Below are 21312 nucleotides of genomic sequence, written 5' to 3' on the forward strand. Positions count from 1 at the left end.
CGTCAGCCCACGCTTGTGTACGCGACGACCCCTCGCCGCATCGACTCCAGCGCCCTGTGCGCGTTCTTCGCCACATCGCCGCCTTCGGGCGCCGCGACCGCGATCTGCCCGAGCACGTCGATGCACTGCTTGCACCAGCGCACGAAGTCACCGGCCGGCATGTCGGCGTCGCGGAGCACCGAGTCCAGGCTGTCGCCCTCGGCCCACCGGTAGGCGGCCCACGCGAAGCCGAGGTCCGGCTCGCGCTGGCCGACGCCCTCGGTCTGGTTGATGCGGTGCTCCTCCTCAAGGGCGTCCAGGCGGCCCCAGATGCGCACCATCTCCTGGAGCGCGCCACGGGCCCCGCCGCCCGGCAGCTTCGGTGGCAGCGCATCGTCGGCAGCACGCGACTCGTACACCAACGCCGAGACGCAGGCGGCCAGTTCGGAAGGCGGCAGGCCCTCCCACACGCCGTCACGGAGACATTCGCTCGCCAGCAGGTCCAGTTCGCCGTAGAGCCGTGCCAGGCGCCGCCCGTCCTGCGTCACCTCGTCACCGCGGAGATAACCCAACTCCGTCAGCAGCGCGGAGACACGGTCGAAGGTGCGGGCGATGGTGTTGGTGCGGCCCTCGATCTTGCGCTCCAGCTGGCGCGTGTCCCGCCTGAGGCGGTGGTACCGCTCGGCCCAGCGGGCATGGTTCTCGCGCTCGTCGCATCCGTGGCACGGGTGGCGGCGGATCTCGGCGCGCAGCTGTGCGATCTCTTCGTCGTCGGCGGCGGCCGCGCGCTGCTTGCGGTGCCGGGGAGACGCGTGGTGCCCGGCCTTCGTACGCAGCGCGGAGGCCAGATCGCGGCGCGACTCGGGGCTGCGGGCGTTGAACGACCTCGGGATGCGCATCCGCTCCAGCGGCTCCACGGGCACGGGGAAGTCGATGGAGCCCAGCCGCTTCACCTGCCGCTGCGCCGTCAGCACGAGCGGACGCGGCCCGTCGTGGTGCCATCCCCGGCGCTCGGCCGGGCCCCGGCCGCCCGCGCCCGTCCCCGGGTCGAGAACGAGCGCCAGCCCTGCGAACTTGCCCGTCGGCACGTGGATGACGTCGCCGGGCTTCAGCTTCTCCAGTGCCGCGGCAGCCTGCGCCCTGCGCTGCACCGCGCCCTGCTTGGCGAGTTCCGTCTCACGGTCCTTCAGGCGCCGGCGCAGCCGCGAATACTCCTCGAAGTCGCCCAGGTGGCACGTCATGGACTCCCGATAGCCCTCCAGGCCCTCCTCGTTGCGCTGGACCTGCCGGGAGATGCCCACCACGGAGCGGTCGGCCTGGAATTGGGCGAAGGACGTCTCCAGCAGCTCACGCGAGGTGTGCCGCCCGAACTGCCCGACGAGATTGACCGCCATGTTGTACGAGGGCTTGAAGGAGGAGCGCAGCGGATACGTACGGGTCCCGGCCAGGCCGGCCAGCGCGGCCGGGTCCATGCCGCGCTGCCACAGGACCACCGCGTGGCCCTCGATGTCGATGCCGCGGCGCCCGGCCCTGCCCGTCAGCTGCGTGAACTCGCCGGGCGTGATGTCGGCGTGCTGCTCACCGTTCCACTTGACGAGCTTCTCCAGCACCACCGACCGCGCCGGCATGTTGATCCCGAGGGCGAGGGTCTCCGTCGCGAAGACGGCCTTGACCAGGCCCCGCACGAACAGCTCCTCGACTACCTCCTTGAAGGTGGGGAGCATGCCCGCGTGGTGCGCGGCGATGCCCCTCTCCAGGCCCTCCAGCCACTCGAAGTACCCCAGGACGTGAAGGTCGGTGTCGGGGATGTCGGCCGTGCGCTCCTCCACGATCTCGCGGACCCGTGCCCGCGCGGCGCTGTCGTTGAGCCGCAGCCCCGCGTAGAGGCACTGCTGAACCGCGGCCTCGCAGCCCGCGCGGCTGAAGATGAAGGTGATGGCGGGCAGCAGCCCCTCCGAGTCCAGCCTGTCGATGACCTCGGGGCGGCCCGGCGTCCATACGCGGGAGCGCTGCCGCCGCTCCCGTTCCCGGTCCGCTTCCCGGCGCGGGCTGCCGCGGCGGCGGTCCCGGGGGCCGGACAGGCGGCTGTTCTCCATGCGGGCCATGCGCACCAGGTCCGGGTTGACCTCGCGCTTGTCGCCCTTCTCCTCGAACAGGTCGTACATGCGCCGGCCGGCCAGCACGTGCTGCCAGAGAGGCACCGGGCGGTGCTCGGAGACGATCACCTCGGTGTGGCCGCGGACCGTGTCGAGCCAGTCCCCGAACTCCTCGGCGTTGGAGACCGTGGCCGAGAGCGAGACCAGCGTGACCGACTCGGGCAGGTGGATGATCACCTCTTCCCAGACCGCGCCGCGGAACCGGTCGGAGAGGTAGTGCACCTCGTCCATGACCACGTATCCGAGCCCGGACAGCGCCTGCGATCCCGCGTAGAGCATGTTCCGCAGGACCTCGGTCGTCATGACGATGACGGGGGCGTCGGCGTTGACGCTGTTGTCCCCGGTCAGCAGGCCCACACGGTCCGCACCGTGCCGTTTGGCCAGGTCGTTGTACTTCTGGTTGGAGAGGGCCTTGATCGGCGTCGTGTAGAAGCACTTGCGGCCCTGTGTGAGGGCGAGATGCACGGCGAACTCGCCGACGATCGTCTTGCCGGAGCCGGTCGGCGCCGCGACCAGCACTCCCTTTCCGGCTTCGAGGGCTCGGCACGCCTCGATCTGGAACTCGTCGAGATCGAAGTCGTACAGGTCACGGAACGGGGCGAGAGCGGTGGCCTGCTCGGCGGCGCGCAGCCGCGCCAGTGCATACCGCTCTGCGGGGGACAGGTCCTCGGTCATCGTGACTACGAGCCTACCGGCCACCCCCGACACCGCTCACGATCATTACTCCCCCACGAGCAGCCGGACCGCTCCCGGGACCACCCGCGCCGTCAGCGGCAGCGGGCCGAGCGGTTCGCCGTCCGCGTACCCCGTCACGTCCGGGGCCTCCAGCCGCACACTCCGGGCGCGGTACGTCGTGACGACGGGATGCGACAAGTGGGTGCCCTTGTAGACGCGGGGGAAGACGCGCAGCAGCGTCGCGCGGCTGCACTCCCCCACGACCGTGACGTCGAGGAGTCCGTCGTCCATCTCGGCACCGTGGCAGATGCGCATGCCGCCCCCGTACGAGGGGCCGTTGCCCACCGCCACGAGTGTGGCCGCGGTCTCCAACGGCTCGCCGTCGTCGAGCGTGATCCGGTACGGGAGGGGCTTGAAGGCGGCAAGTTCGGCGAGTATCGCCAGGTCGTACTTGATCTTGCCCGCGGGCCACCGCATCCGGTTGCCGCGGTCGTTGACGCGCGAATCGAAGCCCGAGGCAAGCACCGATCCGAACCAGCGTTCCCCGGCTCTGCCCAGGTCGATGCGTCGTTCGTGCCCGGCTTTGAGGGCCTCGGCGACGAGGCGTCCGGCCTCGGCGGGCTCCCGGACCGGCAGGCCGCTGGCGCGCGCGAAGTCGTTGCCGGTGCCCACGGCGACGACGCCGAGCGGGGTGTCCGTCCCGGCGACCGCCTGGAGCGCCAGGGAGGACATGCCGTCACCCCCGACGGCTATCAGCGCTCCGGTGCCCGCCTGTACCGCATCGCGCGCTCTCGCGAGCGCGTCGTCGGCGTCGTTGCCGACGACGGTGCGTACGGCGAACCCGGCCCGGCGCAGGGCGTCAGCGGCGGGCTGTGCGGCGCCGGCGCCACGGCCGCGACCCGCGGTGGGATTGACGAAAAGAGTGATCTCGCTGGTCACGCGCGGACCATACCCGCTCAGGTCGCGTCGCCGTAACCGTCCCGTCCCTGCGGGCCGTTTCCGTTCGCGCCCGGGCCGCCGCCGGACTCGGACTCCGGAAGCGCACGCGGCGCGGGGACGCTCTCGCCCTCCTCGATGGCGTCGGGGGCATCGATCCGGGCCGCCTCGTCGTCGTCCAGCCCCGCGTAGGGGTCGCTGCGCCCGCGGCGGCGGTCGTTGAGGAGACAGATCCCCACGGCCCCGAAGTAGAGCAGCACGATGGGCGCCGCCAGCGCCCCCATGGTGAGCGGGTCGCCCGTGGGCGTGGCGATGGCGGAGAAGACCGTGATGCACAGCACCATCACCCGCCACCAGCTCAGCAGCCGGCGTCCGCTGAGGATGCCGGTGAGGTTGAGCATCACCAGCAGCAGCGGGAGTTCGAAGGCGAGACCGAAGACGATCACGAGCCGCGTGACGATGTCGAGGAAGTCGTCCAGCGGGATCAGGTTGCCTGTCCCGTCGGGGGTGAAGTCGAGGAGTGTCGCGGCGGCCTTGGGCAGGATCAGGTACGCGAGATAGGCACCGCCGAGGAAGAGCGGGGCACCGGCGCCGACGAACGCGCGCGCGTACCTCTTCTCGTTCTTGTGCAGCCCGGGCGCGAGGAAGGCCCACAGCTGGTGCAGCCAGACCGGGGAGGCCGCGACCACGCCGACGGTCAGCGCGACCTTGAGCATGATCGTGAAGGGGGCGATCAGACCGTTGATGGTGATCTCGGCGCACGCCTCGCCGTCTTCTGCGGCGCGGCCGAAGCCCTCAGCGCAGCCCACGGACTCACGCACCGGATCGGTGAGGAAACCGGCGATGGGCTTGTAGTAGATCATCGCCACGACGGTTACGGCGAGGATCGCCAGCACCGCCTTCATCAGCCGGTTGCGCAGCTCCCGCAAATGCTCCGCGAGGGGCATCCGCCCCTCGGGGTCCTTCTCCCTCTTGCTGCCCTGTCTACGGGCCGACTTGAGCAACCCAGGTCCTCGTTGTCTGAAGTGTCCGGAATATCTGGAATGCCGGTCGTGCCGTGCGGCCGGAGGCCGGCGGCCGGCGGCGTCACACGGCGGTCAGGACTGGCTCTGCTGCTGGTTCTTGGTCGGCTCGGTGACGGGCCGTGAGCTGGCGACGTCCCCGGGGGCGGCCTGGATGGTCTTCGGTGCCTGCTGGGAGTCGGAGGTGCCGGCGTCGCTGTCGTCGCCGCCGTCCTTCTTCATCTGCTTGGCCTCGCTCTTGAGGATGCGGGCAGACTTGCCCAGTGAACGGGCCATGTCCGGAAGCTTCTTGGCGCCGAACAGCAGCAGGATGACCAGGACGATCAGAACGATCTCCAGGGGCTTCAGGTTGCCGATCATGTGCCACTACCTTCTCGCCGGGGCCGGCGTGTGTTCTTGCCTGCCGTATGAATCGGACGGACTGCGTCAAGCGAGTGCTCCAGCGATCGTAACCCTGGGCCGTGAACGACGGGCAATGCCCGTACTGCCATGAGGTTGCGCTCACCGGCCGCCAAGACGCGGCTCCGTGCAGCTTACCGCTCAAAGGTACGGGCCAGGCAGGGCGCCTGCGGCGCCCTCGCACATCACGGCCGTCGCCGGTCCGTTCGCGGTGCTGCGGCCTCCCCGTCTGTTGGCAGGTCACCGCTCACGTCGTCCGCGGGCCTCCCCGAGCGGGTCTCCGTGCACGTCACGCGCCGGACCCGCCCGTTCCGCCAGCGGTACGGCGGCGCGTTCGAGGTCCTCGGTTGCGAGGGTGATGCGCTCCGAACAGTCGCCCACGGCACGGGAGAACCGGCGCACCTCCAGCCCGACCCGGACGGCCAGCACACCGAGGACGGTGATTCCGCAGAAGGCGAGTGCGAGAAAGAACATGGGCCAGAGCATGGGCCGAGCCTAGTGGGAACAGCGGAGATGCTCCGCGCGCACTCTCACTCCCCGTACGCCGCGAGCGCCGTGCGCGCGGCCTCGCGCGCGCTGTCGGCGAGTTCGCGCGGAGCCACGATCCTCCCGTCGCGGCCCAGCCGCAGCGCCAGCCGCCGCAGCGAAGCCGGGTCGGGCGTGCGGAGGGTGACGCGCAGCCCCCCGTCCGGCAGTTCCACGGCGCTGTCGTACGGGTAGTACTCGGCGACCCAGCGGCCCCCCGGGCCGACCTCGACGACCACCTCGGGGTCCTCCGCCGAGGGCTGGACGAGTCCTTCGCTCAGATCACGCAGCTCCACCGGAGGCGGGTTTGCCGGTTCCTCCAGCAGACGGATCTCAGCGACCCTGTCCAGACGGAAGGTGCGCCGCGCCTCCGAGAGACGGCACCAGGCCTCCAGATAGGTGTGCCCGACGGCGAACAGACGGATGGGGTCGACCTCGCGCTCCGTGAGTTCGTCCCGCGCCGGCGAGTAGTAACGCAGCCACAGCCTGCGCCGCTCGGCGATGGCGCGGTCCACGTCGGCGAAGACCCCGCCCTCCGACTCGAACGTGACCGACAGCCGCGAACTGGCGCCCGCGCTCTCCCCCGCCGCCTCCTCCAGCTTGGCGGTGGCGCGCCGCAGCGCCTCCCGGTCGCTCTCCCGCAGCCCCGGCAGGGTGGCCACGGCGCGGGCCGCGACGAGCAGCGCGGTCGCCTCGTCGGAGGCGAGGCGGAGCGGCTGCGCGGTGTCGCTGCCGAGGGCGTCGGCGTTGCGCCACCAGATGCGCTCGCCGTCCGTGTCGATCTCCAGAAGGTCGCCGCCGCGGAAGCTCGTGCCGCACATGGGCAGGACGTCGAGATCGGAGATCAGCTCGTCGGCCGTGATGCCGAAGGCGCGGGCCACGTCGTCGATGCGGGCACCCGGGCGGTCCCGGAGGTATGTGACCAGGGACAGCATCCGGCGGGTCTGGTCGATGGCATTCGGTGCCATGGTCTGTGCTCCCCCTCAGCCCTTGGCGACGGCGCGAAGACGGTCGACGACTTCGGCCCGTAGTTCCGCAGGCTCCAGCACGATCACGTCAGGCCCGAACTCCACCAGCCAGGCGTCCAGTCCGTGACCGTACGGGATCTCCAACTCCTCCCATCCGTCCGGCAGTTCCCGGACCTCGGTGGCGCGGGACCGCAGCGGGTACCCGGCGCCCGCGCGCAGCCGGATGCGCGCGCTGCGCGAAGCGCTCTCCCCGGCCCAGCGCTCGACCGTCTCCCGTACGGTCACCTGGTCGGGTACCGGGGCGGTGAACGCGGCGGCCCGGGAGCGTACGGGCCCCGTGATGCGGGAGAGGCGGAAGACCCGCTCGGCCTGCCGCTCGCGGTCGAAGCCCGCGAGATACCAGTGGCCGCGCCAGCACTCCAGCGTCCAGGGCTCGACCTGACGTCGCTCGGGGCGGGCCGCGTTGGACTTGCGGTAGTCGAAGACGACGGGACGGCGGTCCCGGCAGGCCAGCATCAACGGCTCGAACGCGGCCTCGCGGACGGGGATGTGAGGCTCCAACGTGCTGTGTGCGACGGCCGGTCCGTCCTCTCCTCCGCCGTCGTCGTGCTGAGGCATGCCGCCGGCCGCCCGCAGCTTCTGCAGCGCACCGCTCGCGGCGCCCGCGAGACGTGCCTGCTGCCAGACACGGGCGGCGAGGCCGAGGGCGGTTGCCTCCTCGGCGTCGAGGGCGATGGGCGGGAGCCGGTTGCTGTCGCGCTGGGCGCGGTAGCCGATGTCACCGTCCAGGCCCTCGACGGTGTCGATCACAAGGCCGAGCTCGCGCAGGTCGTCCTTGTCGCGCTCGAACATCCTGTTGAAGGCCTCGTCGCCCGCGGCTTCGAGGTATGCCTCGATCGAGGTACGCAGCTCGCGCTTCGTCAGCGGGCGCCGGGTCCCGAGCAGGCACAGCGCCAGATTCATCAGCCGCTCGGCCTTGGCAATCGCCATGGGCTCCCTCGTGCTCCCCGTACTTCTCGTACTGCTCTGTGCTCTTCTCGGCAATTGACCGTACCGCTAGCCGGGTTCCCCGCAAAAGCAAGACCGGGGGCCTCGCCCGCAGGCGGGACCCCCGGAAGAAGCCGCGACGCGGCCGGCTCAGACGGAGACGAGGTCGCAGACGAAGATCAGCGTCTCGTTCGGCTTGATACGGCCACCGCCCGCACCCTGCTCCCCGTAGGCGAGGTGCGCGGGAATGGTCAGCCGGCGGCGCCCGCCGACCTTCATGCCCTGCACACCGCGGTCCCAGCCGGGGATGACCTGGCCCGCACCGAGCTGGAACTGCAGCGGCTTGCCGCGGTTCCAGCTGGCGTCGAACTCCTCGCCGCTGGAGAAGGAGACGCCCACGTAGTGCACGGAGACGTTGTCACCGGCCTTGGCCTCGGGCCCGTCGCCCTCCCAGAGATCCACGATCTCCAGATCGGCAGGCGGCGCACCCTCGGGGAAGTCGACCTCGGGCTTGTCGATGCTCACGAAATGGCTCCTAGCAACGATTCATTCGGACAACCGCGCCAGTCTGTCACGGCGCGTGGACTCAGTTGACGTCCAGCACGTCCACCGAGAAGACCACGCCGGAGGAGAACTGCTTCTGCTGCTGCTTCGGAAACTCGCTCTTCGGCACGGAGACCACGACACGGCTGCCGGCCTTTTTGCCCTTGAGCGCCTCCGCCCAGCCGGGGATCTTGGCCACCGGGATCTCCTGCGGCCCGCCCTGCGCCCAGGTGTCGTCGAGCTGCTTACCGCCCTTCCACAGCTTGGCCGTGAACTGGGTCAGGACGGTGCTCTTCTCGGTGACCTTCTTGCCGTCACCCTCGATGATCGTCTCGTCGAGCAGCTTGTCCGGGGCCTTGTCCACGCCCTTGGGCATGGTGATCTCAGGGGCCTTGTTCTTCTCGATCTTGGTGCTCACCTCGGGCAGCTCGGGGTTGTGCTCACCCTTCACCGGCTTGCCGTCGATCTCGCTCGGCATGATCTTCTTGAGGTCCACGACGAAGACCAGCGTGGAGTTCTTCGGGATCGTCGGGGGCTGACCCTGCTTGCCGTAGCCCTTCGCCGGGGGCACCACCATCTCGACGCGGCTGCCGATCTTCTTGCCCACCAGGGCTTCGTCCCAGCCCTTGATGACCTTGCCGGTGCCGATCTGGAACGTGGCCGGCTGGCCCCGCTTCCAGCTGCTGTCGAACTCCTTGCCCTGCCACAGCTGCCCGAGGTAGTCGGCGTTGAGCGAGTCGCCCTTCTTGACCTTCTGCCCCTTGCCCTCCTTGAGGACCTTGACCTTGAGGTCCTTCGGGGGCTTCCCCTTCCCCTTGGCCACCTTGGGCTTCTTGTCCGCGGCACCGGTGACCTGCGGAGGCTGCCCGTTCTGGTCCTCGTCGCTGCCGCAGGCGGCGACCGAGGCGATCAGCGCCGGCACGACCAGAGCCGCGGCGAAGCGGCGCACGGAAATCTTCCTGGGGCGGGGGGTCGTTCCCCGAGGGGTCTGCAGCATTGTGTCCAACTCGCGGTATAGGGATGTCCGGACGGGAGCAACCCTACGGCCCCGCCCGGACATCCCGTCCCCCGTTGACACGTCTCACATACCGGCGATGAGCTTCTCCACACGCTCGTCGACCGAACGGAAGGGGTCCTTGCACAGGACGGTGCGCTGCGCCTGGTCGTTGAGCTTGAGGTGGACCCAGTCGACGGTGAAGTCCCGGCGCTGTTCCTGGGCCCGCCTGATGAAGTCGCCACGCAGCCGCGCCCGCGTGGTCTGCGGCGGCACCGACTTGCCCTCGAAGATCTTCAGATCGTTGCAGATCCGGGCAGCCTGGCCGTTGCGTTCCAGCAGGTAGTAGAGCCCTCGGCGGCGGTGGATGTCGTGGTACGCGAGGTCTATCTGAGCGATGCGCGGGTGCGACATCGTGAGGTTGTTCTTGGCCCGGTAACGCTCGATCAGCTGGTACTTCATGACCCAGTCGATCTCCGTGTTGATCTTGTCGAGTTCCTGGGTGCGGATCGCGTCGAGAGAGCGGCCCCACAGCTCCAGTACGCGCTCCACACGGCCCGTGCGGATGCCGCGCCTGTCGCAGAAGTCCAGCGCCTTCTCGAAGTACTCCTGCTGCACCTCGAGCGCCGAGGCCTCCCTGCCGCTCGCCAGGCGCACCTTGCGCTGACCGGTGATGTCGTGGCTGACCTCCCGGATGGCCCTGATCGGGTTCTCCAGCGTCAGATCCCGCATCACAGTGCCGGCCTCGATCATGCGCAGCACGAGGTCGGTCGCGCCGACCTTGAGCAGCATGGTCGTCTCGGACATGTTGGAGTCACCCACGATGACGTGGAGGCGGCGGTAGCGCTCCGCGTCGGCATGCGGCTCGTCACGGGTGTTGATGATCGGACGGGACCGGGTGGTCGCGGAACTGACGCCCTCCCAGATGTGTTCCGCGCGCTGGCTGACGCAGTAGACGGCCCCCCGGGGCGTCTGCAGCACCTTGCCCGCGCCGCACACGAGCTGACGCGTGACGAGGAAGGGGATGAGCACGTCGGCCAGGCGCGAGAACTCCCCGTGCCGGGCCACGAGATAGTTCTCGTGACAGCCGTAGGAGTTTCCCGCCGAGTCGGTGTTGTTCTTGAAGAGAAAGACGTCGCCCGCGATTCCTTCCTCGTGCAGGCGCCGTTCGGCATCGACGAGGAGACCCTCGAGGATGCGCTCGCCGGCCTTGTCGTGGGTGACCAGTTCGGTCACGTTGTCGCACTCGGGGGTCGCGTATTCGGGGTGGGAGCCCACGTCCAGATAGAGGCGGGCGCCGTTGCGCAGAAAGACGTTGCTGCTGCGGCCCCATGACACGACACGGCGGAAGAGGTACCGCGCCACTTCGTCGGGGGACAGGCGGCGCTGGCCCCGGAACGTACACGTGACGCCGTACTCGTTCTCAAGCCCGAAGATTCGGCGGTCCATGACTGAACATTACGCCTGACGGCCTGTTCTGAAACCGGGTTCGGGGGCAGCATTGCGATCATTTTCCGCCTCCGTGACCGGGGGCGACGCATGATCCGGGCCTGCTGCCGGGCCCACCACAGGCGCGCTGCGGGAACCCCCCGGAACGGCCGAAAACGCCCGTCGGGTCAGCAGCAGCACGAGGAACGCCGCCAGCCCTCCCCCGCCCACGACGGCAAAGCCCGCGGACGCGCCGCCCCACTCGATGACGGGGCCCACCAGCCCCGTACCGGCCGCAGCTCCGACACCGAATGTCGTGACCAGCCAGGAGAAGGCCTCGGTGACCGTGCCGGAGGGAGCGTGACGGTCCACGACCACGAACGCGCAGGCGAGCGCCGGAGCGAGAAAGACCCCGGACAGGCAGGCCAGGGCCGTCATCGCGATCACCCCCGGGACGAGGACCAGCGGCAGGTAGCCCGCGGCAAGGGCGAGAACAAGCCATACGAGCCTGCGTTCCGGGGCGCCCGGCCAGTGCCGCGCTCCGTAGACGACGCCGCCAGCGAGCGCGCCGAAGCCCAGCGCCGAGAGCAGATAGCTGGAGCTCAGGGCCTCGCCGTGCTCGTCGGCGTAACTCACGGACGCGACCGCGACGGCGCCAAGTGCCAGCCCGACGAAGAAGAAGGTGCCGAGCAGGGCCAGCAGCCCCGGCGAGCGCAGCGCCCCCAGCCAGTGGGGTTCGCGTGGAGCCGACTTCCATGCCCGCGAGGGCGGCGAGACGACGACCGAGAGCGCGCCGAGGACGCCGAGCGCGTTGATGACCAGCAGGGCAGCGGCCTCGTTCCAGAGAGCGACGAGCAACGTCACGAGCAACGGCCCGACGGCGAACATCACTTCCTGGGCGACGGCGTCCAGCGCGTACGCCCGGTGCACCTTGCCCGGGCCCTTGAGCACGCTGGGCCACAGGGCGCGCAGCCCGCCCTCGAGCGGCGGAGTGCACACTCCGGCGATGAACACACCCGCGGTCGCGGCCCACACCGGATCGGTGCCGGCGGCCGTGAGCAGCAGCATGCCCAGCGCCGAGAGCACGGCTGCGGGAAACATCACCAGTGGCTGCCCATGGAGGTCGACGAGGCGTCCCAGCATCGGCTGACCCACGGCGGTCGCGAGTCCGTATACGGCTGAGAGGACGCCGGCAAGCGTGTAACTCCCGCCCTCGGCGCGGGTGAAGAGCACGATCGCCAGTGGACCCGTGGCATTGGGAAGCCTGCCCGTCAGCGTGCCCGCGAGCAGTCGCATCGCGTGCCGGGCACGGAGCAGTTCGGCATAGCCCATCGCCACGGTCCCCACTCCTTCCGGCGGCCCGGCGGTCCAGGCAAGCACGTTTTACGTATAACGTCAGTCGTCATACGTACCATGTCGCTGACCCACGGTCCACCCCGGGCACCGGCCACGGGCGGCGAAGGAGCGGTACGGATGGCGAGCACGCGGCGGCCCGGCACTTCGGGCCGGCCGAGCACGGGGACGCCCGAGGGGCGTCCCACCAGCCGTGACGTCGCCCGGCGTGCGAACGTCTCACAGGCGACGGTCTCCCTCGTGCTGGGCGGCAAATGGCAGGGCCGGGTGTCTCCTCGCACGGCCGAAACCGTGAGGGCCGCCGCACAGGCACTCGGCTACCGCCCCAATCTGTCCGCCCGGAGCCTGCGGCTGGGGCGGACCCGTACGGCCCTCCTCGTCGTGCCCGCCCTCACACACGACTACTTCGCGCGGGTGCACGCCGGTGCCTCACGAACGGCCGCCGAACACGACTTCGGCGTGGTCCTCTACCCCTCCCCCGAGGGCACCGGGCCGGCCGTCGACCCGTTCGGCTCCGCCCGGGCGGCGCTGGACGGCGTGATCGCCTCCTCGATGGCTCCGGACGCGCTGGCGGCGCTTCGCGAGGGCGGACTGCCACTGGTGATGCTGGACACCGACCCGGAGGGTGACCGCACCACTGCCACGGTCAACCTCGATATCGCCGACGGCATGCGGCAAGTGGCCGGGCATCTCCTCGGCCTCGGTCACCGGCGCCTGGCGCATATCGCGGCGGACGTGGACACCTGGACCTTCGGCGAACGCGCCCGCGCACTGGCGCAGGCGGTGGCCCGGGCACCGGGAGCGGAGCTGCGGACCGAGCCCAGCGACCTCAGCGTCGAGGACGCCCTCCGCGCCGCCACCCGGGCCCTCTCCGGCGACCCGCGGCCCACGGCGCTGATCTGTGACGACGACCTGCTGGCGGCCGGCGCGTGCAAGGCGGCGCGGCGTCTGGGGCTTCGCCTGCCGGAGGACGTCTCGGTGACGGGCTTCGACGATCTGAGCCTGGCGACCGCGCTGGAACCGGAGTTGACGACCGTGCGGCTGCCCGCAGAGGAGGTCGGTGCGGCAGGAATGCGCGCGCTCCTGGACGTCCTGGCGGGCCGGGAGGCCGACGCGCCCGTGCTCCCCGTAGAGCTGGTACGCCGTGGTTCCACAGCCGGGCCACCCGCCGGCGCCTGACCGCGAAGCCGCGAACGGGCACGGACCTCGCCGAGTGCCGGTCCGGTACCCGGTGATCACCGGCCGGACGCTCAACAACGCGTGCCCCGCAGGGTGTTGACCCTGCGGGGCACGCGTATGAAAGGAGTGGGGCGCTCCGCGCTACTCCTCCGAGTCGCCCTCGGAGGATTCCTCCGCGTCACCGCCGGAAGAGGGCGAGCTGGAACCGCTCGTGCTCTCGTCCTCCCCCAGCAGACGCCGCAGCTGACTGCCCAGCACTCGCTTGAACTTGCGCTGCTGGATCCGGGTGCGGTCGAGGAGCGCGACCTCCAGCTGATCGGCGGTCACCTCACGTTCCCCGCCGTTGTTGTCACGCGCCAGGGACTCCTTGCCGAGCTTGACGGCCTCGGCCAGCGTCATGTCGTCACGGTGGCGCTGTTCCAGGTAGCTGTTGATCTGGTCCGAGTTCCCGCCCACCGCGAGCGATCCGTGCTCGTCCACGATGGAGCCGTCGTGGGGAAGCCGGTAGATCTGGTCGTCCTCAGGAGCGGGGCCGACCTCGGCGACGATCAGTTCCACCTCGTACGGCTTCTCCGCCGCGCTGGAGAAGATCGTCCCCAGTGTCTGGGCATAGACGTTCGCGAGACCACGGGCCGTCACATCGGCGCGGTCGTAGGTGAATCCGCGAAGATCCGCGTAACGGACGCCGCCGATGCGCAGATTCTCGAACTCGTTGTACTTGCCCACCGCCGCGAACGCGATGCGGTCGTAGATCTCGCTGATCTTGTGGAGAGAACGCGAGGGATTCTCCGCGACGAACACGATGCCGTCGGTGTACTGCAGCACGACCACGCTGCGGCCCCGGGCGATGCCCTTGCGGGCATACTCGGCGCGGTCCGCCATGGCCTGCTGTGGTGAGACGTAGAACGGCGTCGACACCGGCTATCCGTCCCTTCCTTCTCCTGTCAGAGGGCGCTGAAGGCCCCGTGGCCTTCGTCAGGTGAGCGGGGCCTGCGGCCCGTTGGGCTGCTGGAGCCGGCCCTCGTGCATCGTGCGCACGAGCCCGGAGACTTCCTCCTCGGACAGCCTCCGGCAGCCCTCGTCGGAGATGACCGTGAGCGTCGGATAGATCTTGCGCGTCATGTCCGGGCCGCCCGTCGCCGAGTCGTCGTCGGCGGCGTCGTAGAGAGCCTGCAGCGCCACCGTGCAGACCTGCTCCTCCGTCAGGTCCTCCCGGTGCAGCTTCTTCAAGGAGCCGCGCGCGAAGACCGAGCCGGAACCGACGGCGGTGAAGCCCACCTCCTCGGAGCGGCCGCCCGTGACGTCGTAGGAGAAGATGCGGCCCTTCTCCCGGTCCACGTCGTAGCCCGCGAAGACCGGGACGACGGCGAGGCCCTGCAGTGCCATGCCGAGATTGCTGCGGATCATGGTGGACAGGCGGTTGGCCTTGCCCTCCAGCGACAGCGTCGAGCCCTCGACCTTCTCGAAGTGCTCCAGCTCCAGTTGGAAGAGCTTCACCATCTCCACCGCGAGCCCTGCTGTGCCCGCGATGCCGACGGCCGAGTACTCGTCGGCCGGGAAGACCTTCTCGATGTCCCGCTGCGCGATGACGTTGCCCATCGTGGCGCGGCGGTCGCCCGCGAGCACCACACCGCCCGAGTACGTCGCCGCGACGATGGTCGTCCCGTGCGGAGCCTGAACGGGACCCTCGACGGCGGGCAGGCGCCGGCTGCCGGGCAGCACCCCAGGAGCGTGCTCGGACAGGAAGTCCATGAACGAGGACGAGCCAGGCGTCAGGAAGGCAGCGGGCAGACGCCCTGTGTCACGAGTGTTGGCTTCCACACGTTTCCTTCCACAGATCGGAAGTCGGTTCAGAAGAGATCTTGGAATACTGCACGGACCATACCCTCAGGCCCGGAAGTCATCCGTCCTGCGCCCCCGAGGCCCGGGGACGCAGGACGGTGATCACGCGATTACTCTCCGCCCTTCTGAACGAAGGACCGCACGAAGTCCTCGGCATTCTCCTCGAGGACGTCGTCGATCTCGTCCAGGACGGAGTCCACATCGTCCGAGAGTGCTTCCTGGCGCTCCTTGAGGTCCTCGGAGACCTGTGCCTCGTCAGTCTGTTCCTCGGTTTCCTCGGTCTGGCGGGTGGCCTTCTGCTGCCCACCGCCGGTGTCCTTGGTCGCCATATCCTCACCCCGCTCGGTTCGGTGTACGCGTGACGTACAAGATCAGACCCTACAAGCAGGGACTGACATCGGCCCTTCACTTCTCCAACGTCGGAGTACCACCTCGGTGATTCCCGCATGCGGCACGGAATAGCCGTATCTCAGCCTCCGGAAAGCACTCTCACCAGCTCCTCGGCGCTGCGGCAGCGGTCCAGGAGCTCCTTGACGTGGTCCCGGGTGCCACGCAGAGGCTCCAGAGTGGGCACTCGTTGCAGAGAGTCACGCCCCGGCAGGTCGAAGATGACGGAGTCCCACGATGCGGCGGCCACGTCGTCCGCGTACTGCTCCAGGCAGCGGCCGCGGAAGTAGGCGCGGGTGTCCTCCGGCGGCTTGCCGACGGCCCGCAGGATGTCTTCCTCCTCGAGCAGCCGCTGGATGTTGCCCCGGTTCGCCAGGCGGTTGTAAAGACCCTTGTCGGGACGTACGTCCGCGTACTGCAGGTCCACCAGGTGCAGCCGTGCCGCGTCCCAGCCGAGCCGGTCACGGCGGCGGTAGCCCTCCATGAGCTCGCGCTTGGCGACCCAGTCCAGCTCCCCCGAGAGGCTCATCGGGTCCTGCTCCAGCCTCGTCAGGACGTCTTCCCAGCGGGTGAGCACGTCCTGGGTCTGCTTGTCGGCGTCGGCGCCCCAGCGCTCCTCGACGTACTTGCGCGCGAGCTCGCAGTACTCCATCTGGAGCTGCACACCGGTGAGCGTACGTCCGCTGCGCAGCGTGATCAGCCGGCCCAGCGTCGGGTCGTGCGAGACCTGGTGCAGCGTACGGACGGGCTGGTCAACGGCGAGGTCCACCGCGATGAAGTTGTCCTCGATCATCGACAGGACGAGCGCCGTCGTGCCGAGCTTGAGGTACGTGGAGATCTCCGAGAGGTTCGCATCGCCGATGATCACGTGCAGGCGGCGGTACTTCTCGGCGTCCGCGTGCGGCTCGTCCCTGGTGTTGATGATCGGCCGCTTCAGCGTCGTCTCGAGACCGACCTCGACCTCGAAGTAATCGGCTCTCTGGGAGAGCTGGAACCCGTGCTCGCTGCCGTCCTGCCCCAGGCCGACGCGGCCGGCGCCGCAGACCACCTGGCGGGAGACGAAGAAGGGCGTCAGGTGGCGCACGATGTCGGAGAACGGCGTCTCCCGCTTCATCAGGTAGTTCTCGTGCGTGCCGTACGAGGCGCCCTTGTTGTCGGTGTTGTTCTTGTAGAGGTGGATCGGCTGTGTGCCGGGGACCTCGGCCGCGCGCTCGGCGGCCTCCGCCATGATGCGCTCCCCTGCCTTGTCCCACAGGACGGCGTCCATGGGGCTGGTCACCTCGGGCGCGCTGTACTCGGGGTGGGCGTGGTCGACGTAGAGACGGGCGCCGTTGGTGAGGATCACGTTGGCCAGGCCGATGTCCTCGTCAGTGAGCTGGCTGGCGTCGGCGGACTCCCGTGCCAGGTCGAAGCCACGGGCGTCCCGCAGCGGGTTCTCCTCCTCGAAGTCCCAGCGGGCACGGCGTGCCCTGTGCATCGCCGCGGCGTAGGCGTTGACGATCTGGGACGAGGTGAGCATGGCATTGGCGTTGGGGTGACCGGGTACGGAGATCCCGTACTCCGTCTCGATTCCCATCACTCGCCGTACGGTCATGCGGCCCTCCTTGCCCGGTGGCTTCCCGCCTGTGGGCCGCCACTCAAGTCCCGCTGCGCATCCGCCCCGTCTGCGGTCCTTCCCTCAGCACTGCGCGTAGCGGCACTACGGACGAGCCTAGAACCCACGGGCTGAAGTCGGGAGATCACTCAGCGGACTTCCTAGGACTACTCAAAAAGGATCCGGCCACGGACGCCCTCCCCTGCCTTCGGCGGGGGTCCACCAGGGGCATCCGCAGCCGGATCGCTGTCTGCTTACAGGTACTGACCGGTGTTGGCCACAGTGTCGATGGAACGGCCCGTGTCCGCGCCCTGCTTTCCGGTGACCAGCGTGCGGATGTAGACGATCCGCTCGCCCTTCTTGCCGGAGATGCGGGCCCAGTCGTCGGGGTTGGTGGTGTTCGGCAGGTCCTCGTTCTCCTTGAACTCGTCCACGCACGCGGCGAGCAGGTGGGAGACGCGCAGACCCTTCTGGTTCTGGTCCAGGTAGGCCTTGATCGCCATCTTCTTCGCCCGGCCGACGATGTTCTCGATCATGGCGCCGGAGTTGAAGTCCTTGAAGTAGAGCACTTCCTTGTCACCATTGGCGTAGGTGACCTCCAGGAAGCGGTTCTCCTCGGACTCCGCGTACATCTGCTCCACGACGGACTGGATCATGGCGTCGCACGCGGCATTGGCGTTGCCGCCGTGCTCCGCGACGTCGTCCGCGTGCAGCGGGAGGTTCGCGGTGAGGTACTTCGAGAAGATGTCCTTGGCGGCCTCGGCGTCCGGACGCTCGATCTTGATCTTCACGTCGAGACGGCCGGGGCGGAGGATCGCCGGGTCGATCATGTCCTCGCGGTTGGAGGCGCCGATCACGATGACGTTCTCCAGGCCCTCCACACCGTCGATCTCGGAGAGCAGCTGCGGGACGATCGTGTTCTCCACGTCCGAGCTGACACCCGAGCCGCGGGTGCGGAAGAGGGAATCCATCTCGTCGAAGAAGACGATGACGGGCGTGCCCTCGCTCGCCTTCTCCCTGGCCCGCTGGAAGACGAGGCGGATGTGCCGCTCCGTCTCGCCCACGTACTTGTTGAGCAGCTCCGGGCCCTTGATGTTGAGGAAGTAGCTCTTGCCCTGGGGCTTGCCCGTGACTTCGGCCACCTTCTTTGCCAGCGAGTTGGCGACGGCCTTGGCGATCAAGGTCTTGCCGCAACCGGGCGGCCCGTAGAGCAGCACGCCCTTGGGCGGGCGCAGTTCGTGCTCCTTGAAGAGATCCGGGTGCAGGTAGGGCAGTTCCACGGCGTCGCGGATCTGCTCGATCTGGCCGCGCAGGCCACCGATCTTCTGGTAGTCGATGTCGGGGACCTCTTCGAGGACGAGCTCCTCGACCTCGCTCTTGGGCACGACCTCGAAGACGTAACCGGAACGCGGCTCCAGCAGCAGGGCGTCGCCCGCACGGAGCGTGGTCTCCAGCAGGGGCTCGGCGAGGCGCACGACCCGCTCCTCGTCGGTGTGGCCGACGACCAGGGCGCGCTCACCGTCCTCGAGGACCTCCTTGAGCATGACGATGTCGCCGGCGGTCTCGAACTCCATGGCCTCGACCACGTTAAGCGCCTCGTTGAGCATCAGCTCCTGGCCGCGCCGGAGCTCCTCGAGCTCGACGCTGGGGCTGACGTTCACGCGGAGCTTGCGTCCACCGGTGAAGATGTCGGCGGTGCTGTCCTCGTTCGCCTTGAGGAAGACTCCGAAGCCGGCCGGCGGCTGCGCGAGTCGGTCGACCTCTTCCTTGAGCGCCACGATCTGATCGCGCGCCTCACGGAGAGTGTTGGAAAGTCGTTCGTTCTGCGCTGAGACCCCGGCCAGATTCGTCTGAAGCTCGACGATCCGCTCTTCAAGAATCCGGGTGTGCCGCGGAGAGTCGGCGAGCTTGCGGCGCAGGACGGCGATCTCCTGCTCCAGGTACGCCACCTGGCCGGACGGGTCTTCGGAACCCCGACCGGGCCGGATGCCGCGGTTGATGTCGTCGTCGTGGGCTGCCACGGTCCTCACCTCCTCCAGGGGGAGCTGGACGCTTCCTGACCCTACCTGGGCGGGTACAGGTTGAAACCCTAGATCACAAAGACGGGCACGGTGTGTCTGATCTTCACCCTTGCGCGCTCCCTCACGCCAGGGGAATACCCACCCATGACCATCCGAAAGCGGCCGGTTGTAGGGTCGGAACGGTCAACACCCCAACATGGACAGCAGCTTTCCATCACGAACGCAGGAACGGCAGGCGACAGGATGAGCACCGGCAACGAGGCACTCGAGGTCTGGATCGACCAGGATCTGTGCACCGGAGACGGTATCTGCGCGCAGTACGCACCTGAGGTGTTCGAGCTGGACATCGACGGCTTGGCCTATGTGAAGAGCGCCGACGACGAGCTTCTCCAGGACAAGGGAGCGACGACTCCCGTGCCCCTTCCGCTCCTCGACGACGTCGTGGACTCGGCCAAGGAGTGCCCCGGGGACTGCATCCATGTCCGCCGTGTTTCGGACAGTGTTGAAGTCTACGGCCCCGACGCCGAGTAGCGCGGTGAGTGACGGACACTCACGCTGGGTTCCCGAAGGGCGGGACGGGACACGGTCCGTTACGGCTCAGATGCTCTCCGGGCTGCCTGGGACGGGGGCTGCCCTGAGCGCGAACTTGCCGTCCTTCCACTCCCACTTCACCTTCCGCTGCCTGTCCGGGCAGCAGCTCGGAACCGACGGTGAGGAATAGCCCAGCAGCTTGGCCGAGACCGTACGGCCGCTGACTCGGAGATCCTGGACCGTCATCCGTTCCTTGGTGCGCAGCATGGTTGCGACCACGCGGGGCGCCTGCCCGGGGCGGCCCCCGGAGGCCAGCACGAAGAGCGCGTTGGGCGGGGAGCCCGTACCCGAGTGGCAGCGCACCGACGCGACGGTTTCCTGGCGTCCGTCGCCGTCGAAGTCGGCGGAGCCCTTGTCGACGACGTCGACAGGGACGGACGGACTGCCGCAATCGACGGGAAAGTCGGCCTTCTTCGGGTCCGGCGCGGGGCCCGAGGCGGCTGTGGTGGGAGTGGGCTGTGCGCTGGCGCCCGTGGGCTGGACGAGGGCCGAGGCTCCGACGACGGCGGCGAGGGCCACGGCGGTGCTCAGCCAGTGCACCATGCGGGTACGGGTGTGCGGCAGTTCCGTCACGCCGGGTGACTCCTGTGAGAAGTGTGCTTGGGGGTGCCCAGCATCGTGCCACACGTCACACCGCACCGGAACGGGCGGGACTGCGGTTGTGCGCAGGACTGCTGACGCGACGTCAGCGAGAATTCTCCAACGGGTGTGCCTCGTCAGGGTGTTGAGGCACACCCTGACGAGGCGGGCGCCTTTGCGTGCATGTTCGGGCCGGGTCCCGCACAGCGGCAGCGCGGGACCGGCGGCCCCAACGGGCGGCTCAGGAACGGCCCGAGGTGCTGCCGGGTCCCGTGTAGTCCTCCCCGTAGGCGCCCTTGGCGGGACGGCGTCGGCGCAGAGGCGGCTCGACGCCGTCCGCGAGACGGCGCGCGGTGAGCAGGAAGCCGGTGTGCCCGATCATGCGGTGGTCGGGGCGCACGGCCAGGCCCTCCACATGCCAGTTGCGCACCATCGTCTCCCACGCCTGCGGCTCGTTGAACGTGCCGTGTTCGCGGATCGACTCGACCATGCGGGCCAGTTGCGTCGTGGTGGCGACGTAGCTGCACAGGATGCCGCCGGGCACGAGCGCCTTGGAAACGGCCTCCAAGCACTCCCACGGGGCGAGCATGTCGAGGATGACGCGGTCGACGTCGCTGTCCGAGAGCTGGTCCTGGAGGTCTCCGACGGTGAGCGTCCAGGCGGGGTGCGGTTCGCCGAAGTAGCGCTCGACGTTCTGCCGTGCGATGTCCGCGAAGTCCGCGCGCCGCTCGTAGCTGTGCAGCATGCCGCTGTCGCCGATGGCGCGCAGCAGGAACATGCTCAGCGACCCGGACCCCACGCCTGCCTCCACGACCCGCGCACCGGGGAAGATGTCGGCCATGGCGAGGACTTGGCCCGCGTCCTTGGGATAGACGACGGCGGCGCCGCGCGGCATTGACAGGACGTAGTCGGGGAGCAGGGGGCGCAGCGCGAGGTAGGCGACGTTTCCCGTGGTACGGACGACACTGCCCTCGGGAGCGCCGATCAGCTCGTCGTGCGGGAAGGCTCCCTTGTGGGTGTGGAAGCTCTTTCCCTCTTCGAGCGTGAACGTGTAGTGGCGTCCCTTGGGATCGGTGAGCTGGACCTGGTCCCCGACCTTGAAGGGCCCGCGACGGCGGGCTGCACCGGTCGGTTCGGACATGTGCACAGACTAA

At 69.1% G+C, this 21312-nt stretch carries 20 protein-coding genes; 2 read left to right on the top strand and 18 right to left on the bottom strand.

Features of this window, described 5'->3' with window-relative positions; genetic code table 11:
* Positions 1-2 precede the first annotated feature (2 nt).
* From EV375_RS02855 to EV375_RS02905, 11 genes are all read right to left on the bottom strand, one after another.
* Positions 3-2810 (bottom strand): DEAD/DEAH box helicase, encoded by a 2808-nt coding sequence (locus tag EV375_RS02855; RefSeq protein WP_130298043.1) that lies wholly within the window; start codon positions 2808-2810, stop codon positions 3-5.
* Between the two features lie 45 nt (positions 2811-2855).
* Positions 2856-3749 carry a diacylglycerol kinase gene (locus tag EV375_RS02860; RefSeq protein ID WP_130298044.1) on the bottom strand — a complete coding sequence of 298 codons (894 nt, stop codon included), beginning with the start codon at positions 3747-3749 and terminating at the stop codon, positions 2856-2858.
* A gap of 17 nt (positions 3750-3766) precedes the next feature.
* Positions 3767-4750: a twin-arginine translocase subunit TatC gene (tatC, locus tag EV375_RS02865; protein WP_130298045.1), complete on the bottom strand. Its 984-nt coding sequence runs from the start codon at positions 4748-4750 to the stop codon at positions 3767-3769.
* A 93-nt stretch (positions 4751-4843) separates the two neighbouring features.
* The gene (gene tatA, locus EV375_RS02870) at positions 4844-5128 is read right to left on the bottom strand and encodes a Sec-independent protein translocase subunit TatA (protein WP_055488329.1); all 285 of its coding nucleotides are present in this window, start codon (positions 5126-5128) and stop codon (positions 4844-4846) included.
* A 279-nt stretch (positions 5129-5407) separates the two neighbouring features.
* Complete coding sequence (locus EV375_RS02875) at positions 5408-5653, bottom strand: hypothetical protein (RefSeq protein WP_130298046.1); 246 nt, start codon at positions 5651-5653, stop codon at positions 5408-5410.
* Between the two features lie 44 nt (positions 5654-5697).
* The gene (locus EV375_RS02880; protein ID WP_130298047.1) at positions 5698-6660 is read right to left on the bottom strand and encodes a WYL domain-containing protein; all 963 of its coding nucleotides are present in this window, start codon (positions 6658-6660) and stop codon (positions 5698-5700) included.
* 15 nt (positions 6661-6675) lie between these two features.
* The gene (locus EV375_RS02885) at positions 6676-7650 is read right to left on the bottom strand and encodes a WYL domain-containing protein (RefSeq protein WP_130298048.1); all 975 of its coding nucleotides are present in this window, start codon (positions 7648-7650) and stop codon (positions 6676-6678) included.
* Between the two features lie 147 nt (positions 7651-7797).
* Entirely contained in the window at positions 7798-8172 is a 375-nt protein-coding gene (locus tag EV375_RS02890) for an FKBP-type peptidyl-prolyl cis-trans isomerase (RefSeq protein WP_055488325.1), read from the bottom strand.
* A 61-nt stretch (positions 8173-8233) separates the two neighbouring features.
* Entirely contained in the window at positions 8234-9139 is a 906-nt protein-coding gene (locus EV375_RS02895; protein ID WP_486588243.1) for an FKBP-type peptidyl-prolyl cis-trans isomerase, read from the bottom strand.
* A gap of 132 nt (positions 9140-9271) precedes the next feature.
* Positions 9272-10633, bottom strand: coding sequence for a Pup--protein ligase (gene pafA / locus EV375_RS02900; RefSeq protein ID WP_055488324.1), 1362 nt, complete (start codon positions 10631-10633; stop codon positions 9272-9274).
* A gap of 9 nt (positions 10634-10642) precedes the next feature.
* Positions 10643-11950: an MFS transporter gene (locus tag EV375_RS02905; RefSeq protein ID WP_130298050.1), complete on the bottom strand. Its 1308-nt coding sequence runs from the start codon at positions 11948-11950 to the stop codon at positions 10643-10645.
* Positions 11951-12085: 135 nt separating this feature from the next.
* Between EV375_RS02905 and EV375_RS02910 the strand changes: the two genes are divergently transcribed.
* On the top strand, positions 12086-13144 hold the full coding sequence (locus EV375_RS02910; RefSeq protein ID WP_130298051.1) for a LacI family DNA-binding transcriptional regulator: 1059 nt from the start codon (positions 12086-12088) through the stop codon (positions 13142-13144).
* 141 nt (positions 13145-13285) lie between these two features.
* Here the strand turns inward: EV375_RS02910 and prcA are convergent, their stop codons facing one another.
* From prcA to arc, 5 genes are all read right to left on the bottom strand, one after another.
* On the bottom strand, positions 13286-14062 hold the full coding sequence (prcA, locus tag EV375_RS02915) for a proteasome subunit alpha (RefSeq protein WP_130298052.1): 777 nt from the start codon (positions 14060-14062) through the stop codon (positions 13286-13288).
* Between the two features lie 57 nt (positions 14063-14119).
* A complete protein-coding gene (gene prcB / locus EV375_RS02920) occupies positions 14120-14965 on the bottom strand; it encodes a proteasome subunit beta (RefSeq protein WP_130298053.1) in 846 nt (281 codons plus the stop codon).
* Between the two features lie 131 nt (positions 14966-15096).
* Positions 15097-15315 carry a ubiquitin-like protein Pup gene (locus EV375_RS02925; RefSeq protein ID WP_055488319.1) on the bottom strand — a complete coding sequence of 73 codons (219 nt, stop codon included), beginning with the start codon at positions 15313-15315 and terminating at the stop codon, positions 15097-15099.
* Positions 15316-15455: 140 nt separating this feature from the next.
* A complete protein-coding gene (dop, locus tag EV375_RS02930) occupies positions 15456-16967 on the bottom strand; it encodes a depupylase/deamidase Dop (protein WP_130298054.1) in 1512 nt (503 codons plus the stop codon).
* A 254-nt stretch (positions 16968-17221) separates the two neighbouring features.
* Positions 17222-18988, bottom strand: coding sequence for a proteasome ATPase (gene arc / locus EV375_RS02935; protein ID WP_130298055.1), 1767 nt, complete (start codon positions 18986-18988; stop codon positions 17222-17224).
* Positions 18989-19231: 243 nt separating this feature from the next.
* Between arc and EV375_RS02940 the strand changes: the two genes are divergently transcribed.
* Positions 19232-19519 carry a ferredoxin gene (locus EV375_RS02940; RefSeq protein ID WP_055488316.1) on the top strand — a complete coding sequence of 96 codons (288 nt, stop codon included), beginning with the start codon at positions 19232-19234 and terminating at the stop codon, positions 19517-19519.
* A 66-nt stretch (positions 19520-19585) separates the two neighbouring features.
* Here EV375_RS02940 and EV375_RS02945 read toward each other — a convergent pair whose 3' ends face one another.
* Both EV375_RS02945 and EV375_RS02950 read right to left on the bottom strand, forming a co-directional pair.
* The gene (locus EV375_RS02945; RefSeq protein WP_207227969.1) at positions 19586-20152 is read right to left on the bottom strand and encodes an NHL repeat-containing protein; all 567 of its coding nucleotides are present in this window, start codon (positions 20150-20152) and stop codon (positions 19586-19588) included.
* 247 nt (positions 20153-20399) lie between these two features.
* On the bottom strand, positions 20400-21299 hold the full coding sequence (locus EV375_RS02950; protein ID WP_130298056.1) for a tRNA (adenine-N1)-methyltransferase: 900 nt from the start codon (positions 21297-21299) through the stop codon (positions 20400-20402).
* Positions 21300-21312 lie beyond the last annotated feature (13 nt).

This window comes from Streptomyces sp. CNZ301 (genome assembly GCF_004217425.1).